The sequence below is a fragment of the Catenibacterium sp. AM22-6LB genome, assembly GCF_003435615.1.
GTDB lineage: Bacteria > Bacillota_I > Bacilli_A > Erysipelotrichales > Coprobacillaceae > Catenibacterium > Catenibacterium mitsuoka_A.
Window position 1 is genome coordinate 26932 of sequence record NZ_QTUM01000009.1, and the last position, 23824, is coordinate 50755.

Below are 23824 nucleotides of genomic sequence, written 5' to 3' on the forward strand. Positions count from 1 at the left end.
CACCTGATTCAATTATATCATGAAACGTATTTTCAATAAACTTGATTTTTAACACTCTTTTTTGAAACAAAATTAAAACTCTATCCGTACATATTTACTTCTCTAAATAGTTATGTGAAAATATTTTTGTACCATTAAGGAGGACGAATAAATGGAAAAGAAATTACCAAAAGATTTTTTCTGGGGTGGTTCAGTATCATCATTCCAGACTGAAGGTGCCTGGGATGAAGGCGGAAAAGGTTTATCAATTTATGATGTAAGACCTACACCAGAAGGACATGCTGACTGGAAGGTAGCAATTGATGAATATCATCGTTATAAAGAGGACATTCAGTTAATGAAAGAAATGGGATTCAACTTCTACCGTTTCTCTATTTGCTGGAGCCGTATTATTCCTAACGGTGATGATGAAGTCAATGAAGAAGGTGTACAGTTCTATAATAATTTAATTGATGAATTGATTGCGAATGGTATTACACCAATGATTACATTAGTTCATTTCGATATGCCTTATCATTTAGTAAAGGAATATAACGGTTTTGCATCACGTAAGGTTGTTGATTTATTTGAACGTTATGCAAGAGTTTGTATGGAACGTTTTGGTGATAGAGTTAAACACTGGATGTCATTTAACGAACAGAACCTACATTCATGTAACTTAATCTATTCAAATGCAGAAATTATACCTGAAGGAAAGTCTAAGGCTGAACATCTTTATCAGGTAGCACATAATGTTATGATTGCACATTGTAAAGCTGTTAAGGCTTTAAGAGAATTAGTACCAGATGCTAAGTTTGGTGGTATGACTACTATCACTAACTTCTATCCTGCAACTGATACACCAAAGAATAACTTATTCTGTCAGAAGGCTTATGATTTAGTCAATGACTGGGTATGCTATGTACAGGCTAATGGTAAATACCCAAGATACTATACAGCATATTTAAAGAACAGAGGTTGGTTCCCTGTATTTGAAGAAGGCGATGAAGAGTTATTAAAGTATACATGTGATTATTTATGCTTCTCTTACTATCGTTCTAATACACTTACTGAAGGTGAATTTGATATGACTACACCTTTCAATGATATTGTAGAAAAGCATGTAGTAAAGAACCCTCACCTAGAAGCGACTGAATGGGGCTGGGAAAAGGATGCCATTGGATTTAGATGGGTTATGAATACTTTAAGTGAAAGATATGATCTTCCTTGCTTCGTATTAGAAAATGGTATGGGTGCTAGAGAATCATTAAATGAAAATGATACTGTAGATGATGATTATAGAATTGAATATCATCGTAATCATATCCAGGAAATGAAGAATGCGATTCTAGAAGATGGTGTTGACTGCTTAGGTTATATCACTTGGGGTCCTATTGACATCCCTTCTTCTAGCTGCCAGATTGCAAAGAGATATGGTTTTGTATATGTTAATAGAACTGATGAAGAACTATTAGACTTAAGAAGAGTACCTAAGAAATCATTCTATTGGATTGCGAAAGCGTTTAAATCAAACGGTGAAGATTTAGACTAATAACCTGAAGCCTCATTCGTGAGGCTTTTTTCTTTTCCTTAGTATTGCTTAGTAAAATACTAATTTCTTAAGAATTTCTTAATAAAATTGAGTAGATTAACTGTAATAGTTTGATTTTCGAATATAAATAGTGTATTATGGCGTTGGTAAAAAATGATTGAATGCTTTTACAAAGGGTAAAAGTGGAGGTATCTAATGAAAACAAGTTTAGTTATTATGGCTGCTGGTATTGGTTCACGTTTTGGTGGAGGAATCAAGCAGTTAGAACCAGTTGGACCTAATGGTGAAATTATTATGGATTATTCAATCCATGATGCAATCAAAGCAGGTTTCAACAAAATTATCTTTATTATCCGTAAGGATATTGAAGAAGACTTCAGAGAAGTTATTGGGAATCGTATTGAAGAAGTTGCTAAGAAGTATGATGTAGAAATTGCATATGCATTCCAGGATTTAAAGGCATTACCAGAAGGTATTGAATGTCCCGAAGGACGTACTAAGCCTTGGGGTACTGGACAGGCAGTACTTGCATGTGATGGTTTAATTAATGAACCATTCGCAGTTATTAATGCAGATGACTATTATGGTAAGGAAGCATTTGTACAGATTCATGATTTTTTATTAGACTATACACCTGAAAAGCCAGATCATCTTGCGATGGCAGGATTTATCTTAAAGAATACTTTAAGTGATAATGGTGGTGTAACGAGAGGTATCTGTGCAGTCAATGATGAAGGATACTTAACTGATGTAGAAGAAACTAAGAATATTGAAAAGACTTCTACTGGAGCACGTGTAGGAGACAGAGAAATTGATCCTAACGTAAATGTATCTATGAACTTCTGGGGATTAACTCCTGAATTCGTAAATACTTTAAAAGAAGGTTTTGTAGAATTCTTTGAAAACATCAAGGATCCACTAAAGGATGAATATTTATTACCTATCTATATTGGTGAACTTCTAAGAGAAAACAAATTAAGTGTTAAGGTATTAGAAGTACAAGATTCATGGTTCGGTGTGACTTATAAAGAAGATGCACCTGTTGTAAAAGCTTCTTTTAAAGAATTAATTGACAACAACGTATATTCAACTGATTTATTCAGCGATATTAAATAAGACTCCTAATTGGAGTCTTTTTTCTATACCTTCTTGAAATGTATTGTGATATGAGAGCCATAGGCACGTTCAATCAATTCATCCTCCCCTATGACCTTGACAAGATTCTTAATCTGATTCTTTAAGTCTGATTTATGAATATAGAATATGGTTGTATGGGCATGACGAGCAAGAATAAGTTGTCTCAATATATCTTTATCAGTGACATCTAGAGAATGGCCAAAGATATAGATATTGAGGCGTTCTTCCTGGGATTGTTTAAGCCATGTGAGATAACGACATCCTGTCCTTTTAAATATACGCTGGTAGAATTTCTTGAATTCAATGTATTCGTTATCCTGATCTTTACGTTCTCCTGTCAAATATTCATCTATTCCTAAGACAAGATCACATGTTTCTATATCATGTTCAAGATTTGCTTTACCATGAATATAATCGTATTCTACTTCTGAATTACCATAGAGACGTTCATATGTATTCGTATAATTGAAGCTTAATACTTTATCTATATTCAATACTTGTAGTTTTTCTACATATTTTGGAGTGTCTAGATGATTCACAAATGCATCTAGATATATTTCTAGACACCTAGTTAGACGTAAGAGATCGTGAGCGAGGATATCTCTTAGTTCTTTTATAGGCTCCATAGAGGAAAAAGAACAACGATCTCCCCAGAAATCAAGAAGAGATGTGCCTAAATACTCATTGACTCTTGCGACCTTCTGCCCTGATTTAAACTGCATATCACATTCAACTCTGATTGCATCAAGCTTTTGAATGACTTCAGACATCTCTTTTTCAAAATCCTTCCAGCCCTCTCCTATTGTTTCTTTTTCTAGATGAATAAGCCAAAGATTATCTTTAATAAGAGATTCTAGTTCATTGGATAATTCAAGAGAAAGATGAAGAATAAAATCTATCATACGCGAATCATAATCTCGACGATATATATCATTCTTTTCTAATGACATGCGAAATAACGTAGTAAAATTAATAAAATCTTTATAAGTTGTTGGCAACCCATGTAGTAAATCAAAGCCATTTCCTAATACAAGAAGATTCATGCTTTTTCCTCCTTCACTACTTCACTTGAAAGTATTTTTAATGTTTTGAAATCTTTTTTAATTCCCTTGGCATATAATAATGGCGTTTCTTCTTTATCCATTGTATATATTTCCTGAATATATGGCTTTTCCATGAATGTATCTAATATTATTTTGATTTCCTCAATATATTCATGATTGATTATATTTTCATCAAATGTAGCTATTATATAGTTATTCTTATAGTTAATCGAAATAGAGAGGAGATAATCAAATGCTACTGTCACAAAATCATCTGGTACTGAAAAGGAATTGATTCTTTCTAGTTCATTATTTGATAGATAGTTATGTAATATTTTTCCTCTCTTATATTTCTTCAACTGACCAGTATTCTTATATGCGATACTTACACCATAATAAGATATTTTCAAATCACATAAAGCATAGATATTTTCTATTGTATCAATAAATACATCATCCACAAACTTACGTATAGACCCTCTATTGGTAATAGATATTGTTTCCATCATGCTCACCTCTATTACCATTATAAAACAAAAAAATCCGCAAATGCGGATTTCATTACTTATTTGCTTCAATTAAGTCCATAGCCTGCTTTAATACTGCAGCGCCATCCATACGACCATATGAACGCATATCAATTAACTGTGCAGGAGTTGGTGCTACTTCCTTCTTAACAGTTGCTTCGAGATATCTTACCTGTGGGCCAAGTAATACAACATCTGCTTTAGCGCCGTTTGCTTTTGCTTCATTCGCACCGACTGCCCAGATATTTGCTTCAATACCTTGTTTCTCTGCTTCTTTCTTCATTTTTTCAACAAGTAAGCTTGTAGACATACCTGCAGCACAACATAACATAATATTTACCATATCAATTATCCTCCTAATTAACCTAGTAATCATTATAATACTGTAACCGTTGCCTTTAAAGTGTTTTTTTATTCACCAAAATCTTTTTTATACTGATAATGCTTCACTGTCCCCTGCTTATAGTCACTCAAGATCATTTGTGATAAACTATGTATGAATGGAGTTGATACAATGATTATAGATAAAGTAAACGATTATTTAAATAGTCATTCTTCAAGTACAACTTTGCTTGAATTATGCTTCTATATTAAAAAGAATATCCATAGAATTCCAAATCTAAGTATTGATGACATTTCAAAAGAATCTTTAATTTCAAAAGGCCAAGTATCAAAATGCATAAGAAAATTAGATTATGAAAACTATGAAAAATTTAAAATTGCGTGTATTCAATATTTAGATTTAATCTCAAAAAGAAAAAAATTCTTAAACCCACATCAAAGTTTTGAAACAAATGTGATGTATTTTACTAAAGATTTTATTCAAAATATCCAATATATGATCAATCATATTAATTTGAAGTTAATTCAAAAACTTATACAAGATATCAAGCAAGCAAATAAAGTATATTTATATGCACACGGTGATGTCAGATCTGTTTGTTATAATATCCAAAGAGAACTTCAGATATATGATATTCAGACAATTATATGTGATGCTGATTTTACCAAGGATTATCATTTTCTAGATAATGATATCTTAATTGTACTAAGTACAAATGGACATTCTTTCCATTATAATAAGCGTGTCATTAAACGTATAAAAGAATCTCATGTTGATCAATGGCTAATTACATGTAATGAAAGTATTACATTATGTCAAAAACAAATAATCGTTCCCCTGCTCGATGAAAAATACAGTGAATATATCATTAAGTACATGATAGATATTCTATTACTAGAATTACAAAACTAGTTTCCAAAATGGAAACTTTTTTGCTTTCTTCAATCTCATCCTCTATTCTATAGACAGGAAGCCAAACAATATGGAGATAGTTATAATTGTTTGTGGCAAAATAAATAGAGGAGGAACTAAATATGGGATTTAAAGAAGGATTCTTGTGGGGAGGTGCCACTGCTGCGAATCAGGTTGAAGGTGGCATATTTGAAGATGATCGTGGTTTAGCCAATGTAGATTTAATGCCCCATGGATCAGATCGTTATGCAATTGGGACTGGAGAAAAGTGGATAGATCGAATCGATGATCATTATTTTCCAAGTCATCAAGCCGTTGATTTTTACCATCACTATAAGGAAGATATTGCTTTAATGGGAGAAATGGGTTTTAAAACTTTTAGGTTATCTATCGCCTGGACAAGAATTTTCCCTCTTGGTGATGAGTTGGAACCTAACGAAAAAGGATTATTATTTTATGAAAATATTTTTAAAGAATGTAAAAAATATGGGATTGAACCATTAGTCACAATTAATCATTTTGATTGCCCAATGCATTTAATTCATAAATTTGGTGGCTGGCGTAATAGAGAAATGATTGATTGTTTTGTTAAATTAGCCAAAGTATTGTTTGAAAGATATAATGGTTTAGTTAAATACTGGCTCACTTTTAATGAAATCAATATGATTCTTCATTTCCCATTTGTAGCAGCAGGGTTAAGATTTAAAGAAGGTGAAAATAAAACCCAAGCCATGATTACCTGCGCACATCATGAATTAGTTGCAAGTGCTCTAGTTACAAAATTAGCTCATGAGATAAATCCTGAAAATATGATAGGTTGTATGCTTGCTGCGGGTTCTTATTATCCTGAAACATGTAATCCTGAAGATTATTGGAAATCAATTTGTGATGATAGAGAAAGTTATATGTTTATTGATGTGCAGTCACGAGGCTATTACCCAAACTATGCCTTAAAATGGATTGAAAAAAGAAATGCAGAAATACCATTTGCAGAGAATGATGTAAATATTTTAAAGGAAAATACAGTAGATTTTATTAGCTTCTCATATTACTCATCTCGTGTTTCTAGTGCTAATCCTGATAAGGGAAAACAAACAGAAAGCAATATTTTTGCTTCAGTTGTTAATCCATATTTAGATACAAGTGATTGGGGATGGCAAATTGATCCCTTGGGATTAAGAATTACTATGAACGAAATTTATGATCGTTATCAAAAGCCATTGTTTATTGTTGAAAATGGTTTAGGGGCCAAAGACAAGATTGAAGAAGATGGTTCTATTCAAGATGACTATCGTATTGAATACTTAAATAAACATATTCAAGCAATGAAAGATGCAGTGAATGAAGATGGTGTTGATTTAATGGGATATACAACTTGGGGATGTATAGATCTTATTTCTAACGGAACGGGTGAAATGGAAAAGAGATATGGCTTCATTTATGTTGATAGAGATAATGATGGTCACGGTACTTTTAAACGCATAAAGAAAAAATCTTTTGATTGGTATAAAAAAGTCATTGCAACTAACGGTGAAGACTTAGATAATTAATCATAATAGAGTAGACGAGAAATAGTATCAATTCTAAGATTAATCAATATTACTGCGTCTCCCATTCCACCGTATGTAACAAGTCTCGTATACGGCGCTACATTTACGTGATAATTTCAAACTAACTTTGATAGTAATTAAGGGGATTGACCAAGCCAGGTCTACCCCCTATTCTTTTACCCAAAATTTAGGATTAATAGTGAACTACCTCGACTTAATACTCCGTATTTGAAGTCAAGGCTTCTAGGATGCTTACGCATCCGTTTAAGAAGATTGACCACCTATTGCTAGGCAATCCTTATTCTTATTGCGTGTCTACTTCGCCTCTACTGTATAGAATATTTACATCCACAACGCTACTTTTACGCATGATATTTAATGCGCCATTTACATCTACCTAAGGTATGATACGTATTTCCTTCACTTCAACCTTTATGGTATCGGCTTGTAGTTCACTGCGCTTGGCGATAATTACCTGTGATCGGACTATCTGCGACTGAATTAGTGCCCTGCTCAGTACAAAAAAAGGCAGATATGCATAGATGAGCATATTTGCCTATAAAGTCTTCTTTATTCAACAAATTCTATTTCTGTGACAGAAGAGTAGAGTTTAGAAATACTTGTTTCAAGCAAAGCAATAACGCGACCTGTAAAAATCATAGAAATCACGGTTCCTAGACCAATACCCAAAATACCACCTGTAAAGACAAAGCCAATAATAAGAGATATTACAATGGAAATCCCATCAAAGAGATTCTTACCAAACCCAAATCCCTTATGACACTTTTCTCCAATAACACTTGCTAAGCCATCTGCAGGATTAGGTACTATTTTCATACCTACAGTGAGTGATGCACCAATACCCGTAATTGCAATTGCAAGAATAAGCATAACTATACGAGCTGGAAAGCGAGAAGCGACGGGAATAACTCCATCAAATAATTGAATAAATAAAGCTTGTGACAAGACTGGCTGGAATCTGTAAGAATTGAAAATAATCAAACTTCTTACCTAGTAAAATCCATTGAATAATGACAAGTAAAACATAATAGATAAAAGTCATTACACCAATAGGAATATGAGTGAGATAGGCGATATTATAGGCTACAGAGATGATGGGTGACACACCTAATTGTGTCTTTGTATTGAGATCAATACCACAGCCTAAAATTAATAATCCAAGAAGATAAATTCCAATTCTTTTATAATTCAGTTCCGTCATTATTTAACTCCCTTTGAAAAACCATGCATGCTTGTCATCTGCTTCTGTAATTCTAGATCATCTCTCTTGATCCATTCAGCCACTGCATCATCCTTAGATGTATGAACGGATAAAACATGCACAGTATCATGATTTTTTTCATTTTCAATATAATACTTATGGAAAATATTTTCTACAAATTTTTTAATATCTTCTTCTGATTGATAATGAAGATCACGATAATCGAAGGTAGAGTATTCTCTTTTTGTTTGTATACGACAATGTTTGACTTCTGATACAATCCAATAAATTCCTCTGTTTTGAATCTTCTTAGAAATATGACTGATTTCAATAGACATAGGGTCCTGTTTTTCCTTACATTCTAAAATAGATTCATCTAGAGTACGATATAAAACATAAGTGTTCTCATAATCACCTTTAGACGTTTTAAAGCCATCACGAATCATTCCTAAACTCTTAAAGCCTACTGCATCTAAAACTGTCTTTAATGTTTTAGTGACTGTATTTAATTGCATAATTGCATATCCAGCTTTAAATGCTTGTTCTAAAGAGTCCTTAATCAGACTATCTAGTTCTTTCTTATAGTCAGCTTTAATTGCATAAGAACAAGTTGCAATATGCTTACAATGTCCGGTTCCCAAAGATTTAATCAAATACGCACCTACTAATAGATGATCATCAAGCATCACACCACAATATGATGCTGATTCAATAAAATCATCAAGAACAGGTGTGTCTTCTTCAAGATAAAGTCCTGTTTCAATCACTTCATTAAAAAGAGAAACAACTTCTTTTATATCTTCTTTCTGGCATTTCCTTTTAATGATGTTCATTTGATCCACCTCCCATTAATATATAAATCAATGAAGCCATCATTAATTCCTTTCTACAGAACGTATAATACGACTTCATATCCATTGCTTCCTTGTATTTCATTTGGTGTAGAAAGAATCCCACAATCGATTCTCTATTGAGATGATTTTGTAAGAAAGATAGATTCACCTTTGTCAGACTTAGTTCCTGAGGGAAATAATCCTTCTCCATATATTTCTCAAATGCATTACGAATCATATTTTTGTATTCTTCAAACGCATAAACCTTTAAATCATCAAAACCCATTAATTCTCCAATAAAATCTAAAGTAATATATGTATAATCTTTGAGATTTAAGATCATTTGATGATTGGCTTCTAATAATAAAGATGTCAGTTCTGAAGAATTACTATTAAAGAATCCTCTCATTTCTTTTTCCATCATCAATAATTGTTTATAGTAATCATGAAATACTGTCTGATTTGAAGGAAGAAAAGTATACTGATTGCCTTCATAATTTCCAAATAACTTATAAGCCATTAAGTAGCCCAAACGCTTATTTCTTTCTAGTGCATCCTTATTAAAGTCCATAAAACCACCTAAATCAACTGGTGGACATGAATAAAGAATAGAAGGACGATTGATATATTGTGGATGAACTGGAATAAGATGCATATCCACTACGACTATTTCATCAGCTCCCATATCTAAAGCAAGATCAATAGGAAGGTTATCACTAAATCCCCCATCAATATACTTATTACCATTTATTTCTGTCATTGGAAAGACTGGAAAACAGGCACTACTTGCAAGTAAATAGTCAAGCATATGACCTCTTTCCATTTCTGATTTAGTCTTATAACATGCTTTCATGCTTGGAAACTGCACTGTACATATACCAAAATCAATAGGTGAAGATAATAAGCGTTCTTCATCCATAAGTCCACGGCAGTGTTCTACAAAAGGGGTATTATCAGCCCCTTTGTTTTTGAAATAGTATTTCAAAAAAGATTGTGCAAGAGATGTCTGCTGCGCAATGGATTCTTTAAGTTCTGACAAGTTACTTCCCTCTTCCTTATTAAATAAAGAAGTTGTCATAAAGTCATCTTTTAAATCAGTCAAATCAGGTGCATTATTAAAGACATGATCCATATCTAATATATTCCATGTATACTCTAATCCTTCATAGTCTCCCATAGCAACTAATGCACCATTGAGCGCACCAATAGAAGTTCCTGTCACAATATCAAAATGTTGGTTTAATTCTTTTGCAGCAAGTAAGAAACCTGCTTCATAGGCTCCTTTAGATCCTCCACCACTTAATACAATGGCTCTTTTCATAGAGTTTCATCTCGATTCGTATCATGAATGATTTTCTTCATGAATTTCATTTCTTTATTGAATTCTGTAAAGCGTGACATCTTCCATTCCCAGTTAGGAGATCCAATAGTACCTGGAGTATTAAAGCGTGATGTTTCTGGTTCTCCTAAAAGATCCCATACTGGAATAATGACAGATTCAGCAGGTAAATCCATACAATAATGAATCATCTGACGATGTAATTTACGTTCCTTATAACCATCTAATAAGAGTTCTACATCCTTTAAGCTATCTTTATCAAGATTATCATACCATCCCATTAATGTATCATTATCATGTGTACCGCTATAAACAACAACCTTATCAAAATCAAATTCATCTTTGTAATGGAACTGGAAGATATACATTCCCTTGAAATTATAATGATCTCTTAGTTCATACACTTCATCTCTTAATAAGCCTAAATCTTCTGCAAGAATATGTGTATCTGGATATTCTTCAAATAATTTGTCAAATAGTGCATAGCCTGGTGCTTCGACCCATTCCCCTACTACTGCAGTAGGTTCTGATGCTGGAATCTTCCAATAAGTATCAAATCCACGGAAATGATCAATACGTACTTCATCATAAAGCTTATTCGCACTATGAATTCTATCAATCCAAAACTTGAAATTTGTCTTTTCTAGATGATCCCAGTCATAAATAGGGTTACCCCATCTCTGTCCAAATTCACTAAAATAATCAGGTGGTACACCTGCTACAAATGAAGGTGTGCCATCTTCCTCTAATAAGAAGTCTTCCTGATCTAACCAGCAATCAGCACTATCTAATCCTACATAGATAGGCATATCCCCTATAATCATAATACCCTGATCATTCGCATATTTCTTTAATGCATACCATTGTTTGAAGAAATAATACTGTAAGAACTCCTGATAATTGATTTCTTTCTCAAAAGGTAATAGTTCAAAAGATTGATGTTTAGGGAACTCCTTATATTCCTCATGCCACTCTGTCCATGGCTTTCCCTCATTTGTTAATTTAAAAGTACGAAATAATGCATAACCCTCAACCCATTTATTGTTTTCCACAAACTGCTTAAAATCATCATTAAATTCAAATCTTTTATAAGCGAGTCTTAATAAGTCTTCTTTATGTGCACGTACAGCTTCATATTCCACTGTTTCAGCCTGTTTATTAAATGTTTTTAATTCACCTTTTTCAAGTAAACCATCATTAACTAAATCTTCTAAATCAATATAAAGTTCATCACCCGCATAAGATGAATATGGCTGATAAGGTGAATTCCCATATGCTAAAGGATTAAGTGGTAAGATCTGCCAGATCTTTACATCTGATTTCTTTAGCTGATCTACAAATGTATATGCGTTCTTTCCAAAATCTCCTACACCATAAGATGATGGTAGTGCAGAGATAGGACATAGTATTCCTGCCTTCATATTAATAACCTAACTCCTGTCTCATAATAATTACATGGATTCTATCCTTGTTTCCCTGGTGTGCAAGTTTGACATAAGATGCACAAATTCTTTGATCTGACATGCAATTGACACACTTACCAGCAACAGCACATCCTGTTTGACGGTGTAATCTAATCGCATTTGCCGGTGCTGACACGTTTTTAATATGGTCAATAGCTTCTTCTTCTGATTCAAAGATCTTATTGACACCTGCAACTACATAAACATCCTTAGGCCCATAGATCATTGCAGCCACTCTATTACCATTGCCATCAATATTATATAAACAGCCATCTGTTGTCATTGCATTGGTACTCGTTAAATAAATATCCGCATTAAATGCTTCATGATGTATTGCGTTGATTTCTTCTTTAGTTAATCCTTTAGCATAACGATCAAGGAACTTCACATCACTTGCACGTACTAAATCTAATACATGCATTTCATCAAGTGACATAGAACCACCTACTGCCACTACCTTTTGGTCCTTGAAAATTGTCTTAAAATAATCATGCAGTTCTTCTTCTGTATTAAATACATTACAAGTCATGTTATTTCTTTCTAATGCTTTCTTTAATCTTTCAATTTTTAAATCATACATACCCAATAAATTCTTATCCATAAAAACACCTCTCTGTGCTCTATTATAACATATCAAAGTGCGTTATAATAATTAAAAAAGGAGGTTTAACCATGAGCAAGAAACTACTAGTTGTTGTAGATTATCAGAATGATTTTGTGGATGGTGCACTTGGATTTGAAAAAGCAACCAAGATTGCCCCTTATATCATTTCATTAGTAAAGAAATATGAAGAAGAAGGTGAAGATGTCTGGTTTACTAAAGATACACACTTTAATAACTATCTAGAGACACAGGAAGGTAAGAATTTACCTGTACCTCATTGTATCTCACAGACAAAAGGACATGAACTTTATGGAGAATTGCAGTCTTTAAGTAGAAATCATACAGTGATTGAAAAGAATACTTTCCCATCTTTAATGCTTGCGAACTTATTAAAGGATACAGCTTACGAAGAAGTAAGAGTAGTAGGAGTAGTGACTGATATTTGTGTCATTTCTAATTGTATTATGATTAAGAGTGCTCTTCCTGAGGCTTTAATTGAAGTAGATACAAAAGGATGTGCTTCTTTTGATGAAAACCTAGAAAAAGCAGCTCTTACAGTATTAGAAAAGAGTTTGCAAGTTAAAGTGATTTAGTGTTATTTTTCCGTTTTCCATAAATAATATAAATTGTTTTGTATTATTTCCTCATTTTGTATTGCATCTAGCAAATGATAGTACTATAATGAGAACAATTCTAAAGGGGGATTTTAATAATGGAAATCAAAGTAGAAAGAGCAAAGACTCTTAAAGAAAAGCCAGATCAGTCAAATCTTGGCTTCGGTAAATATTTTACAGATCATATGTTTGTATATGATTGGGATTCTGAAAAAGGATGGCATGATGCACGTATTGTACCATATGCTCCAATTCAGATGGATCCAGCTACAATGGTCCTTCACTATGCACAGGAAACTTTTGAAGGCTTAAAGGCTTATCGTGATCCAGAAGGAAATGTTCAGTTATTCCGTCCAGAAATGAATGCGAAACGTATGAGAAACTCAAACAAACGTTTATGTATGGCTGAATTACCAGAAGAAGACTTCGTAGAAGCTGTAGAAACTCTTGTTAAGTATGAACAGGATTGGATTCCTACTGCACCTGAAACTTCTTTATATATTCGTCCATTCATGTTTGCGACTGAACCAGGTGTTGGTGTTCATCCAGCAAATAAATATAAATTCGTTATTATCTTAACACCAGTTGGAAACTATTATCCTGAAGGTGTTGCACCAGTTAAGATTTGGATTGAAGATGAATTTGTAAGAGCTGTTAAGGGTGGTACTGGTTTCACTAAATGTGGTGGTAACTATGCCGGTTCACTTGCTGCTCAGGTAAAAGCTGAAGAACATGGTTATACTCAGGTATTATGGCTAGATGGTCAGGAAAGAAAGTATGTTGAAGAAGTTGGTTCTATGAACATCATGTTCTTAATCAACGATACAGTAGTGACTGCACCTCTTGAAGGTTCAGTACTTCCAGGTGTTACAAGAGATTCTATGCTTACAATTCTTCGTGACTGGGGCTATAAAGTAGAAGAACGTCATCTAAGTGTTGATGAATTAATGGAAGCAGGACGTACTGGTGCTTTAAAAGAAGCTTGGGGTACAGGTACTGCAGCAGTTATTTCTCCAGTTGGTGAATTATGTTATAAGGGTGAAGAAGTTCTTATCAATGACTTCAAGACTGGTGAATTAACTCAGAAATTATATGATACTTTAACAGGTATCCAATGGGGTAAACTTCCAGATAAGTTCAACTGGATTCATAAAGTAAAATAATCAAAAAGCGCTTCGGCGCTTTTTTTTGTGCTTATAATTAAGTAGTCTAGAATGAAAGAGAGTATAAGATATATAAAATTGACAGGAGAATGCACGATTAGAGTCCATCAAGGAAAAACAGAACTATGACAATAAGATGACCAAAAAAATAGTGCGTAAGCACAACAATAGAATCAAAGACTACAGCACACATTGTGATTAATTACTGTCTTGATAATGATATAGGAACACTTATCGTGGGCTATAACGAAACATTTCAGAAGTATTCCAATATAGGTAAAAGTAATATGATATCCCCTATAAGATACTTCAAGATAAGCTTGAATATCTCTGTAAATCAAATGGCATCATACTTGCAACATAGGAAGAATCGTACACCTCAAAGGCCAGCTTTTGGGATAAGACCATTTCAGTAGAAAGAGAATAAATCGTGGACAGTATAGAATTGCTGATGAGAATGTACTAAATGCAGATATAAATGGTTGTGGATACAAGTATCCTATACGATAGAGGCGAAGTAGACACGCAATAACAATAGGGATCAACTAGTATTAGGTAAAAACTTAAATACTAAGAAACTAAAAACTCCGACTTAATTTTAAAATTAAGCCGGAGTAGTTCACTTGCTGTGTTTTCCAATAATAAATACAGCAGCTCCAATAATTATGATTAAAGAACCACATATTGTCAATAAATAGGAAACAACCATATATTTCTCCTTAAGAGGACAACATCCTTATAAAGATAGTAACATTTATTGGTTCAAAAGTGTAGTGTTTTTTATTGAAAGCAAAAGAAAAAATGCGGTTTTCGTCGCATTTTCCCTATCTATCTTCAATATTCTTATAGTCTTTAAGTTCTCCCACGAATTTAGTGGCAGGTCTAACAATTCGTCCACTATAAAGCTTAGATTCAATATTATGAGCAACCCATCCAACTGTTCTACCAATTACAAAGAGTAATGTATAAAGGTCTTCAGGAATACCTAGCATATCATAAACTAGACCACTATAGAAATCGACATTTGTACAGACATGGATACCTTTTCTCTTATAGATTTCCTCAATCGCAATAGCAGAGAATTTTCTATAAAATTCATATTCATCATGTCTGAATTTTTCATATGATAATTCTTCACACTGTTTAGCTAAGATTTCACTACGTGGATCACTTAATGTATATACAGCATGTCCAATACCATAAATAAGTCCTGTATGGTCATTAAAGTCCCCATCTAAGATGTCCTGGACTATTTGTCTAATACGAAGTTCTGAAGCTTGTATACCAATTTCGTTAATAACAAGTTCCATCTGCTTCTTAACCGCTAAGTTGGCCCCACCATGTTTTGGACCCTTCAATGAACCAATGGCCCCTGAAATAGCTGAATAGATATCTGTACCAGTAGAAGATATAACAACATTTGTGAATGTAGAGTTGTTACCTCCACCATGATCAGCATGTAGAATAAGTGCAGTATTAAGTACTTCTGCTTCCTTATTAGAGAAAGTACCATCTCTTCTTAATAAATATAAAATCTGTTCAGCAATAGAATAATCATAATTCTGATGATGAATAATCATAGATCCCTTATCAAAATGATGTACTTTTGATTGATATGTATAGCTGACAATAACAGGAATCTTCGCAATCAAATCAATTCCCTTATCTAATGTTTCTAATACACCTACATTATCTGGATCATCATCATAGCTATAAAGCATCAATACTTCTCTTTGTAGCTTGTTCATTAGATTCTTCTCTGGATAACCCAAAATATTTAATTCTAGGTATCTTTCAGGCAAGGTGTAACGATCGCTAATCATCTTCTTAAAGTGCTCTAATTCCTCTCTATTTGGTAAATAACCAAATAGAATCAAGAAGCAGACTTCTTCATATAAGAAACGACGACCTTTTCCATTCTCGATAATATCCTTTACATTGATACCACGATAATACAATGTACCATAGTCATCAACTTTTTCACCATCAACCTTCTTGTACCCCACTACATCTGATATATTTGTCAAACCAACTAATACACCAGTACCATCTTCATTACGTAAGCCTTTCTTTACAGAATACTTCTTATAAAGTTCACCAGGAATAGCTGTTTCATCCAATGATTTCTTAAAACAATCCTTTATATTCTGATCCATATCATCAACTCCTTTTTTGAAGGTTGAATCTATTCTATCACATTATTCATAGATTGTATACAAGTATTCTTATTAATATCAGAAGTTTATTTAGTTGTTTTATAATTATCTATACATGTATTTGTGTTATATATAAAAAAAGAAGGATTACTCCTTCTTAATCAATCCATCCAAAATGACGACATGCATATTCTATACCATCATCTGTAGAATCTTTTGTGACAAAATCTGCTTTTTTCTTTAAGTCTTCTACACCATTGCCCATCGCAATAGATGTCCATTCCTTCTTGAACATAACAAGATCATTCTCACCATCCCCAAAAACTACAACATCCTTAATATCAGCCTTTAAGTATTCCATCATCTTGATAATGCCTTTTTCTTTTGCATCATGCTGATAAGTAAGATAAGGCGGTACAAAGCGGATATGCCCCACTGTATCTCTTAAAGTAAGTTCTTCTTCTTTGTCTTCTGGAATCGCAATATAAATCTTATAGATATCCTTCAAATCATCATAGTTTAATGACTTATCAAGAATATAACGAGTTGGTTCCTGTCTTTCTCCTACCTGTTCAATAAAGCGTTCATCCTTCATCACTACATCAATACTATCATTAACAGCAACTAATATTCCAAAGCCTTTTTCATCTGCTTCATGAATTAGAGCTAAAGCCTTTTCTCTATCTAATGGACTATTAGTAACAAGTTCATCATTATAAATAAGTGCTGCCCCACCATTAGATACAAGATTATGAATACCAAGCATCTTAGCAGTTTCTTTTGTTTTATAATAGGCACGTCCTGTTGCAATTGCGACAAAATGTCCTTTATCCTGTAATTTTTTAATTGTTTCTAATGCACTCGGTACCGGAATACCTGTTTTAATATCTGTCAAAGTGCCATCAATATCAAAGAAAAAATATTTTTTATCCATGCTTCTCCCTCTTCCAACGTCTATATTCAGTTATGTTATCTAATGCTTTTGTAATGAGTTTCACTAAATAATAAGCAACAACACATTCAAAAACCACTACTATAATAACACGTAAGTCCGTGATAGGATACATATAAAAATAAGTTGGTATTGCGTAAAGACAGCCAATAGTAAGCAGGATGTTTAAACCAATATTAAACTTTCTTAAAAAATTGAGTGGTTTAGAAACCTTAAATAATACAATAAAGCTAATAAATATAGTCACTAAGAAACTATATGTAGAAAAGTATTTCGCATTTAAGAAGAACATCCATTTTAATAAGAAATTAAATAATACAAGCACTACAACACTTAAAGCACATGGAAGTGCTGTATGAATCACATGTGTTAAGAAGCCCTTAGAACTCATTGTTGTATCGTGTTCAAGAGTAATAATGAATGATGGTAATCCAATTGCCATACCACTTACTAAAGAGAGCTGGAAAGGCGTAAATGGATAAGTTAAGCAGAAGAATCCAAAGATCAGACTAAGAATTGTAGAATAAATAGTCTTAGTTAGATATAGTGAGCTGACCTTTTCAATATTCGCAATGATGACACGACCTTCGTTTACAATTTCCTTCATTGAACTGAAGTTAGAATCTAATAATACAATATGTGCTGCCTGCTTAGCCGCATCTGCTCCATTGGCCATCGCGATACCACAATCTGCATCTTTAATTGCAAGGACATCATTGACACCATCACCCACCATACCAACAACATGACCATTTTCTTGGAAAGCTTTGATAATCAATTGTTTCTGTTCTGGTTTAACACGTCCAAAGACACATGTTTCTCCTAATACTTGTTTCATTTCTTCTACAGTATCAGGGAGAGTCGAAGCATCCATATAATTATTTGCGTTATCAAGCCCCGCAAGGGTGCACACACGAGAAACTGTAAGAGGGTTATCTCCTGAAAGGACTTTAATAGAAACACCCTGAGATTTGAAATAATCAAATGTATCATGTGCATCTTCTTTAATGATATCACTAATAGTAATAAGACAAACTGGAGTAAGAGAATGATAATGTCCCTCTTCTAAATAATCTGCTTCTCCTAACAGTAATACACGTAATCCAAATTCAGAGTAACCACTGACCTGATCTAAGATTTCTTTATTATCAGTCAAGAATTCAGGAGCACCTAATACAAAAGAACGATTATCATCAAAAGTTATTGCTCGATATTTACGTTCTGAAGAAAATGGTACTTCTGATTTCTTATGATATTTATCATTTTTAGTGAAGTAATTCATTAAAGCTTTCTGAGTTGGGTTGATATCATCTACTAAGAAAGCAAATGAACCCATAATATCGCAAATCATCTCACGCGTATATTGATTACTAATAGGAACAATATGTTTAACTTTAAGTTCACCTGTTGTGATAGTTCCTGTCTTATCAAGACATAGTACATCTACTCTGCTTAATGCTTCAATAGATTCCATCTGTTGAACAAGAGCTTTCTTTTTTGCAAGACGACCAACACCTAATACAAAAGATAAAGAAGTAAGAAGGACAAGTCCTTCAGGGATCATACCTATAACACCACCTACTGTTTTAACTAATGCGGTATTAAAGTCATTTGGCATGGCCTTATATTGTGCTCTAAAGAGTAATAGACCGACTGGCACAATAATAATACTCATAACCTTAATAATCTTCTCAATAGAATCTCTCATCTCACTAGACGCAAGATTCTTATGTTTTGCTTGGTTCACTAGCTTTGTAGAATAGTTCGCATTCCCTACACGGATTACTTTTGCATAACCACTTCCTGCCACAACGAAGGTTCCTGCATAGATTTCATCGTTCTCCTTCTTTTTAACAGGTACTGATTCCCCAGTCAAAAGAGATTCATTGATTTCTAATGCATGATTTTCTACAACCTTACAGTCTGTGCCAATCTGATTGCCAGCTGTCAAGAAAATAATATCATCCATAACAAGTTCTTCTACAGGTACATCAATCAGCTGACCATTACGAAGTGTTTTAACTTTTTCTACTGTAACAACACTTAGCTTATCAATAGTTTTCTTAACCTTGAACTCCTGAATGATACCTAATATTGTATTAGCTACCATAACTCCAATAAAAGTTAAGTTCTGCAGCTGTCCTGAAATCACAATCAAAACAGCTAAAAATATATTTAGAAAGTTGAAATATGTAAGAGTATGTTGTCTCACAATTTCCTTTTTAGTTTTAGAAATAGACTGACCTGTATAGTTCACCTGTCCTTGTTCTATTCTTTCTTGTACCTCTTGTTGTGAGAGGCCTTTTAATTCATTCATATCCACCACTCCTTAATCTATTGCACTATCTTAACAAAGAAAAGTGTATTATTTGTGTACTTTCACCTTAATTTTTTCTTAAATAATAGATATAATTAACTTATCTTCCAATGAAAGGGGTTATATTTATTATGAAACATTTATATATGATGCGCCATGGACAAACTTTATTTAATGTACGAAGAAGAATCCAGGGTTCATGTGATTCTCCACTTACTGAACTAGGTATTAAGCAGGCAGAAGCTGCAAGAGAGTTGATTAAGGACATTCCTTTTGATCATTATTATTCTAGTACAGCTGAAAGAGCCTCTGACACGCTAGAAATAGTAACAGAGGGTAAAGTACCTTATACAAGACTTAAAGGGCTTAAAGAAAGAGGTTTTGGACTTTTTGAAGGGGAAAGTGAAGATTTAAATCCTCATTTTGATGATTTTAAATATGATGACTTATTTCCCCATTATGGTGGTGAAACAACAGAAGAAGTAAGGCAAAGAGTTGTAAAGACATTAACTGAAGTGATGAATAAAGAAGATCATGATGTTGTTCTTGCAGTCAGTCATGCAGGGGCTTCCATGTGTTTCTTTAGTGCTTTTAATGATCCAAACATTATTTTTAACTCTGGAGGTTTTACTAATTGCTGTATTCTTCATTATACATATGACAACAATGAGTTTGAATTTGTAGAAATATTAAGACCAGAGGTAAAGTAGATACATATGAAAGAGAAAGTATTATTTTTTGATATTGATGGTACGCTTGTAGATAACACTTATGGAGTTCACGAAGTACCTGAAGGTGTAAAAAGAGAACTTAAAAGAATTCAAAATGATGGGCATAAGCTTTTTATCTGCAGTGGTCGTCCTAAAGCCATGATTAACCAGCAGTTCCTTGATTTGGGTTTTAATGGTTATGTCTTATATAACGGCGGTTATATCGAAATCGATGGTGAATCTATCTTTGAAGAGAGAATGGATACAGAACTTGCGACTCAGACAGTTGATATGCTTGAAGAACTGAATTGTGATTATATGATTGAAACAGCACATCATATTTATATTGATAAGCGTTATAAAGAGCTTTATACGTTCTTTAAGAACCTCGGCATGGAAGAGATGTTCTCTATGGATTTTGACCGTGATGATGTCTTAAAACGTGCCATTAAGATAGAAGCCAATGTCACAAATAAAGACAAACAAAAAGTAAGCGACTATTTAGATGGCAAGTTTGGTACTACTATTAGTTATGACCAGCATGGCAGTGATAATTCATTTGAGTTCTTTTCTCCTACAATGAGTAAGGCAGTGGGCATTAAGAAGGTTATCGAACATTATGGTTTAGATATCAATGATACCTATGCATTTGGTGATGGTCTTAATGATATTGAAATGATTCAGTTATGTCAGATAGGTGTAGCTATGGGTAATGCCGTAGATGAATTAAAGGCACAAGCCGATATCATCTGTAAATCTATCGATAAAAATGGATTAGAGGATATTCTTAAGGCATTATTTCCACAATAAACATCTGATTTTACATCAATATGATATACTCTTTTTGAGGTGATTGTCATGAAAAAAGACAACAACAAATTTCCATATTATTTACCCATTGGCATCAGTTTTGGTGTCGGTGCAGCCGGTATCCTTTCACTGTTTCCGATAAAAAAATAATCCTCCGCAAGGAGGATTATTTCATTATTCGATTATAATCACACGATGATCAAGACAAGGCGCTGCTTCTGGAGCCTTACCATCTGCAAATCCTATAATAACATTTCCAATGCCTTCATAGTCTTCTGCAATGCCCCATTCTTTAAGGAGTCTTCTTCCTTCTTCACCTTCAAATACTTCTTTCGCACGATGAATCCAGCAAGAACCAAGTCCTAAGCCATGCGCTTCATTGAGCATATTACCAATCGCAAGTGATCCATCATAGATATATGTAGGATATTCTTTCTTTGATAAAACAACAATAACAACAGGTGCACCATAGAAAGGATCTTTATCACTCCCCATAACACCAGCATTCAACTTTGATAAATGATCTCTCATTTCTTTATTCTTTACTACTACAAACTTAACGCCCTGTCTGCCCATACCAGTAGGAGCATATAAACCAGCTTCTACAATTCTTTCAAGATCTTCATCTCTAGGCATTTCATCTGTATATTTTCTAATACTTCTTCTTGTTTTTAAAACATCTAACACATTTAAGCCCCCTTCTTATTTACGTTCTCAACAGTCACAATCATTACAATTGTACCTACTGCACTTAATACTAAACCTAAAAATAATGTTTCATAAACACCCATACTATCTAGTAAAATACCACCTAAGAAACTGGCTAGTACACCAGATACGGTCATACTTGTAGTAACGAGTGCCTGTCCTTTAACTGCATCCTTTGCATCAAATAATTTATCTACATAATAAACAGATGCAGGAATAAATAATGCATAAGCCAGCATTTGAGTTGCCTGAGCTAAATAGATCATGACCATATTTGTCGCAAAATAAGTTAAAGTATGTTTAAGTGAGAAGAATATTGCGGAAATGATGATTGTATTTTTGATATTGATTTTATTCTTATACTTTTCAAATAAAGCCATAGTAGGAAGTTCTAACATTGCAGCCAAGAATACTGCATTTCCCATATCTCCAGTATTACCACCAACGTTTTTAATTACATTAATAAAGAAATTGTTGATGATTGTATGATCAAAATAAACTAATATAAAACCAGCTAAGAAAATCATGAATTTAAGATGCTTCTTAATAAAAGCACCTGTACTTTCTTTTTCTACTACTTTTTCTTCAATAACTTCATCTACTTCAGCTTCTGGCATCTTAAATGAGCGAATAAGAGGTAAAATACCTAAGAAGATGACAATATAAGCAAGAGGCATTAAAGTAGGACTTACTGCCTTTACAACGTTTCCTAATACAAGAGACGCAAGAGCATAAGCGACTGATCCAATACCACGTGCTACACCAAATTTAACGTCAATGCCCTGCTTTTGGAATGCAAAAGCAAGTGAGTTAACTAAAGGCATTGTTGTATAGAGTATTGTAGAGACTGCAACAAACAAAGCAGCAGCTAAGAATGTAACCCTGCTTGCAAACATAAGTAATACAGATAGAATACTACAAAGACCAAACATGATCATTAAGACTTTCTTCATAGAAATGTTTGACTTATCTACAAATCCTCCAAGTACAGGTTGTGCAATACTTGTTAGAATATTTGCGATTGCAAGTACAATCCCAATTAAAGATGAGCTCATGCCAATTGACCCTAGATATACTGCAGCATAACCCATAACTGTACAGAAACCTACAAAGTAAATGCCCTGCAACATCGAGTATCTAACATTAATACTTTTTGACTGATCCATTATATAATCTCCCTTACATGTGATAACAATATTATAACAGAACAGAAACAATACTGTAATCTCTTACATATTCTGAAAATAAAAAACTCAGGATTTCTCCTGAGTAACATTCAATGGCGCAGGTTGAGGGATTCGAACCCCCGCAGGACGTTAATCCTCTGTCGGTTTTCAAGACCGATCCCTTCAGCCGGGCTTGGGTAAACCTGCATCATTCTAATGGTGGTTCCGGCCGGAATCGAACCAGCGACACGAGGATTTTCAGTCCTCTGCTCTACCGACTGAGCTACGGAACCAAAATGGCGGTCTGGACGGGGCTCGAACCCGCGACCTCCGCCGTGACAGGGCGGCATTCTAAACCAACTGAACTACCAGACCATCTTGGTTGCGGGAGAAGGATTTGAACCAACGACCTTCGGGTTATGAGCCCGACGAGCTACCAGACTGCTCCATCCCGCGATATGTAATTTGGTGGACCCTGCTGGACTCGAACCAGCGACCAACCGGTTATGAGCCGGTGGCTCTAACCAACTGAGCTAAGGGTCCTCATCTATCAGAGTACTTTTTAATCAAATGGTAGCGGGAGAGGGATTTGAACCCCCGACACTCCGGGTATGAACCGAATGCTCTAGCCAATTGAGCTATCCCGCCATGTATATGATTAATTAAATTGGTGGAGCCTAGGAGGATCGAACTCCTGACCTCCTGCGTGCAAAGCAGGCGCTCT

22 protein-coding genes and 6 tRNA genes are annotated in these 23824 nt (G+C 33.9%); 8 read left to right on the forward strand and 20 right to left on the reverse strand.

The genetic code is table 11. The features are described 5' to 3' along the window. Window positions 1-151: 151 nt before the first annotated feature. A complete protein-coding gene (locus tag DW269_RS03605) occupies window positions 152-1531 on the forward strand; it encodes a glycoside hydrolase family 1 protein (protein WP_117458593.1) in 1380 nt (459 codons plus the stop codon). Window positions 1532-1726: 195 nt separating this feature from the next. Beyond that, window positions 1727-2647 (forward strand): sugar phosphate nucleotidyltransferase, encoded by a 921-nt coding sequence (locus DW269_RS03610; RefSeq protein WP_117458594.1) that lies wholly within the window; start codon window positions 1727-1729, stop codon window positions 2645-2647. Between the two features lie 23 nt (window positions 2648-2670). On the opposite strand, the gene DW269_RS03615 is transcribed toward DW269_RS03610, so the two are convergent. The 3 genes from DW269_RS03615 to DW269_RS03625 are packed head-to-tail and all read right to left on the reverse strand — an operon-like array spanning window position 2671 to window position 4581. After that, the gene (locus DW269_RS03615) at window positions 2671-3711 is read right to left on the reverse strand and encodes a bacteriophage abortive infection AbiH family protein (RefSeq protein WP_117458595.1); all 1041 of its coding nucleotides are present in this window, start codon (window positions 3709-3711) and stop codon (window positions 2671-2673) included. Continuing rightward, window positions 3708-4220, reverse strand: a complete 513-nt coding sequence (locus DW269_RS03620) for a hypothetical protein (protein WP_147321679.1) — start codon at window positions 4218-4220, stop codon at window positions 3708-3710. The genes DW269_RS03615 and DW269_RS03620 overlap by 4 nt, the downstream gene beginning before the upstream one ends. 52 nt (window positions 4221-4272) lie before the next feature. Then, window positions 4273-4581 carry a PTS sugar transporter subunit IIB gene (locus DW269_RS03625; protein WP_022425378.1) on the reverse strand — a complete coding sequence of 103 codons (309 nt, stop codon included), beginning with the start codon at window positions 4579-4581 and terminating at the stop codon, window positions 4273-4275. 171 nt (window positions 4582-4752) lie between these two features. On the opposite strand from DW269_RS03625, the gene DW269_RS03630 reads away from it, so the two are divergent. After that, a complete protein-coding gene (locus tag DW269_RS03630; protein WP_158546301.1) occupies window positions 4753-5493 on the forward strand; it encodes a MurR/RpiR family transcriptional regulator in 741 nt (246 codons plus the stop codon). Window positions 5494-5615: 122 nt separating this feature from the next. Next, entirely contained in the window at window positions 5616-7043 is a 1428-nt protein-coding gene (locus tag DW269_RS03635; protein ID WP_117458598.1) for a 6-phospho-beta-glucosidase, read from the forward strand. A gap of 570 nt (window positions 7044-7613) precedes the next feature. On the opposite strand, the gene DW269_RS03645 is transcribed toward DW269_RS03635, so the two are convergent. Genes DW269_RS03645 through DW269_RS03665 form a run of 6 tightly spaced genes read right to left on the reverse strand, consistent with a single transcriptional unit; the run spans window position 7614 to window position 12501 of the window. Further along, window positions 7614-8045: a DUF6198 family protein gene (locus DW269_RS03645; RefSeq protein ID WP_370446081.1), complete on the reverse strand. Its 432-nt coding sequence runs from the start codon at window positions 8043-8045 to the stop codon at window positions 7614-7616. Next, the gene (locus DW269_RS12720; protein WP_199410026.1) at window positions 7978-8265 is read right to left on the reverse strand and encodes a hypothetical protein; all 288 of its coding nucleotides are present in this window, start codon (window positions 8263-8265) and stop codon (window positions 7978-7980) included. Before DW269_RS12720 ends, DW269_RS03645 begins: the two co-directional genes overlap by 68 nt. After that, the gene (locus tag DW269_RS03650; protein ID WP_117458599.1) at window positions 8265-9098 is read right to left on the reverse strand and encodes a hypothetical protein; all 834 of its coding nucleotides are present in this window, start codon (window positions 9096-9098) and stop codon (window positions 8265-8267) included. The genes DW269_RS12720 and DW269_RS03650 overlap by 1 nt, the downstream gene beginning before the upstream one ends. Beyond that, window positions 9085-10419 (reverse strand): patatin-like phospholipase family protein, encoded by a 1335-nt coding sequence (locus DW269_RS03655; protein WP_117458600.1) that lies wholly within the window; start codon window positions 10417-10419, stop codon window positions 9085-9087. The genes DW269_RS03650 and DW269_RS03655 overlap by 14 nt, the downstream gene beginning before the upstream one ends. Further along, a complete protein-coding gene (gene malQ / locus DW269_RS03660) occupies window positions 10416-11858 on the reverse strand; it encodes a 4-alpha-glucanotransferase (protein WP_117458601.1) in 1443 nt (480 codons plus the stop codon). Before malQ ends, DW269_RS03655 begins: the two co-directional genes overlap by 4 nt. A 1-nt stretch (window position 11859) precedes the next feature. Further along, complete coding sequence (locus DW269_RS03665; RefSeq protein ID WP_117458602.1) at window positions 11860-12501, reverse strand: lactate utilization protein; 642 nt, start codon at window positions 12499-12501, stop codon at window positions 11860-11862. A 71-nt stretch (window positions 12502-12572) separates the two neighbouring features. Here DW269_RS03665 and DW269_RS03670 point away from each other — a divergent pair, with 71 nt between their 5' ends. Both DW269_RS03670 and DW269_RS03675 read left to right on the forward strand, forming a co-directional pair. After that, the gene (locus DW269_RS03670; RefSeq protein ID WP_055234124.1) at window positions 12573-13097 is read left to right on the forward strand and encodes a cysteine hydrolase family protein; all 525 of its coding nucleotides are present in this window, start codon (window positions 12573-12575) and stop codon (window positions 13095-13097) included. 119 nt (window positions 13098-13216) lie between these two features. Continuing rightward, a complete protein-coding gene (locus DW269_RS03675; RefSeq protein WP_006507057.1) occupies window positions 13217-14281 on the forward strand; it encodes a branched-chain amino acid aminotransferase in 1065 nt (354 codons plus the stop codon). An 824-nt stretch (window positions 14282-15105) separates the two neighbouring features. Here the strand turns inward: DW269_RS03675 and DW269_RS03680 are convergent. The 3 genes from DW269_RS03680 to DW269_RS03690 all read right to left on the reverse strand — a co-directional run bounded on the left by DW269_RS03680 (window position 15106) and on the right by DW269_RS03690 (window position 19706). Beyond that, the gene (locus DW269_RS03680) at window positions 15106-16437 is read right to left on the reverse strand and encodes a citrate synthase (RefSeq protein WP_117458603.1); all 1332 of its coding nucleotides are present in this window, start codon (window positions 16435-16437) and stop codon (window positions 15106-15108) included. A gap of 157 nt (window positions 16438-16594) precedes the next feature. Further along, window positions 16595-17371, reverse strand: a complete 777-nt coding sequence (locus DW269_RS03685) for an HAD-IIB family hydrolase (RefSeq protein WP_117458604.1) — start codon at window positions 17369-17371, stop codon at window positions 16595-16597. Further along, window positions 17364-19706, reverse strand: coding sequence for an HAD-IC family P-type ATPase (locus tag DW269_RS03690; protein ID WP_117458605.1), 2343 nt, complete (start codon window positions 19704-19706; stop codon window positions 17364-17366). Before DW269_RS03690 ends, DW269_RS03685 begins: the two co-directional genes overlap by 8 nt. Before the next feature lie 131 nt (window positions 19707-19837). Here DW269_RS03690 and DW269_RS03695 point away from each other — a divergent pair, with 131 nt between their 5' ends. Together DW269_RS03695 and DW269_RS03700 are read left to right on the forward strand one after the other, a co-directional pair. Further along, a complete protein-coding gene (locus DW269_RS03695) occupies window positions 19838-20416 on the forward strand; it encodes a histidine phosphatase family protein (RefSeq protein ID WP_199410028.1) in 579 nt (192 codons plus the stop codon). A 6-nt stretch (window positions 20417-20422) separates the two neighbouring features. Further along, entirely contained in the window at window positions 20423-21226 is an 804-nt protein-coding gene (locus DW269_RS03700; protein ID WP_117458606.1) for an HAD family hydrolase, read from the forward strand. A gap of 174 nt (window positions 21227-21400) precedes the next feature. On the opposite strand, the gene DW269_RS03705 is transcribed toward DW269_RS03700, so the two are convergent. From DW269_RS03705 to DW269_RS03740, 8 genes are all read right to left on the reverse strand, one after another. Next, window positions 21401-21913 carry a nitroreductase gene (locus tag DW269_RS03705; protein WP_117458607.1) on the reverse strand — a complete coding sequence of 171 codons (513 nt, stop codon included), beginning with the start codon at window positions 21911-21913 and terminating at the stop codon, window positions 21401-21403. Between the two features lie 2 nt (window positions 21914-21915). After that, window positions 21916-23100, reverse strand: a complete 1185-nt coding sequence (locus DW269_RS03710; RefSeq protein ID WP_117458608.1) for an MFS transporter — start codon at window positions 23098-23100, stop codon at window positions 21916-21918. A 114-nt stretch (window positions 23101-23214) separates the two neighbouring features. After that, window positions 23215-23307 (reverse strand) — tRNA-Ser (locus DW269_RS03715). A gap of 10 nt (window positions 23308-23317) precedes the next feature. Next, a tRNA-Phe gene (locus DW269_RS03720) sits at window positions 23318-23393 on the reverse strand. Between the two features lie 4 nt (window positions 23394-23397). After that, window positions 23398-23475: transfer RNA gene (locus tag DW269_RS03725), tRNA-Asp, on the reverse strand. Between the two features lie 4 nt (window positions 23476-23479). Beyond that, a tRNA-Met gene (locus DW269_RS03730) sits at window positions 23480-23556 on the reverse strand. A 10-nt stretch (window positions 23557-23566) separates the two neighbouring features. Further along, window positions 23567-23643, reverse strand: a tRNA-Ile gene (locus DW269_RS03735). A gap of 28 nt (window positions 23644-23671) precedes the next feature. Then, a tRNA-Met gene (locus DW269_RS03740) sits at window positions 23672-23748 on the reverse strand. Window positions 23749-23824: the final 76 nt, after the last annotated feature.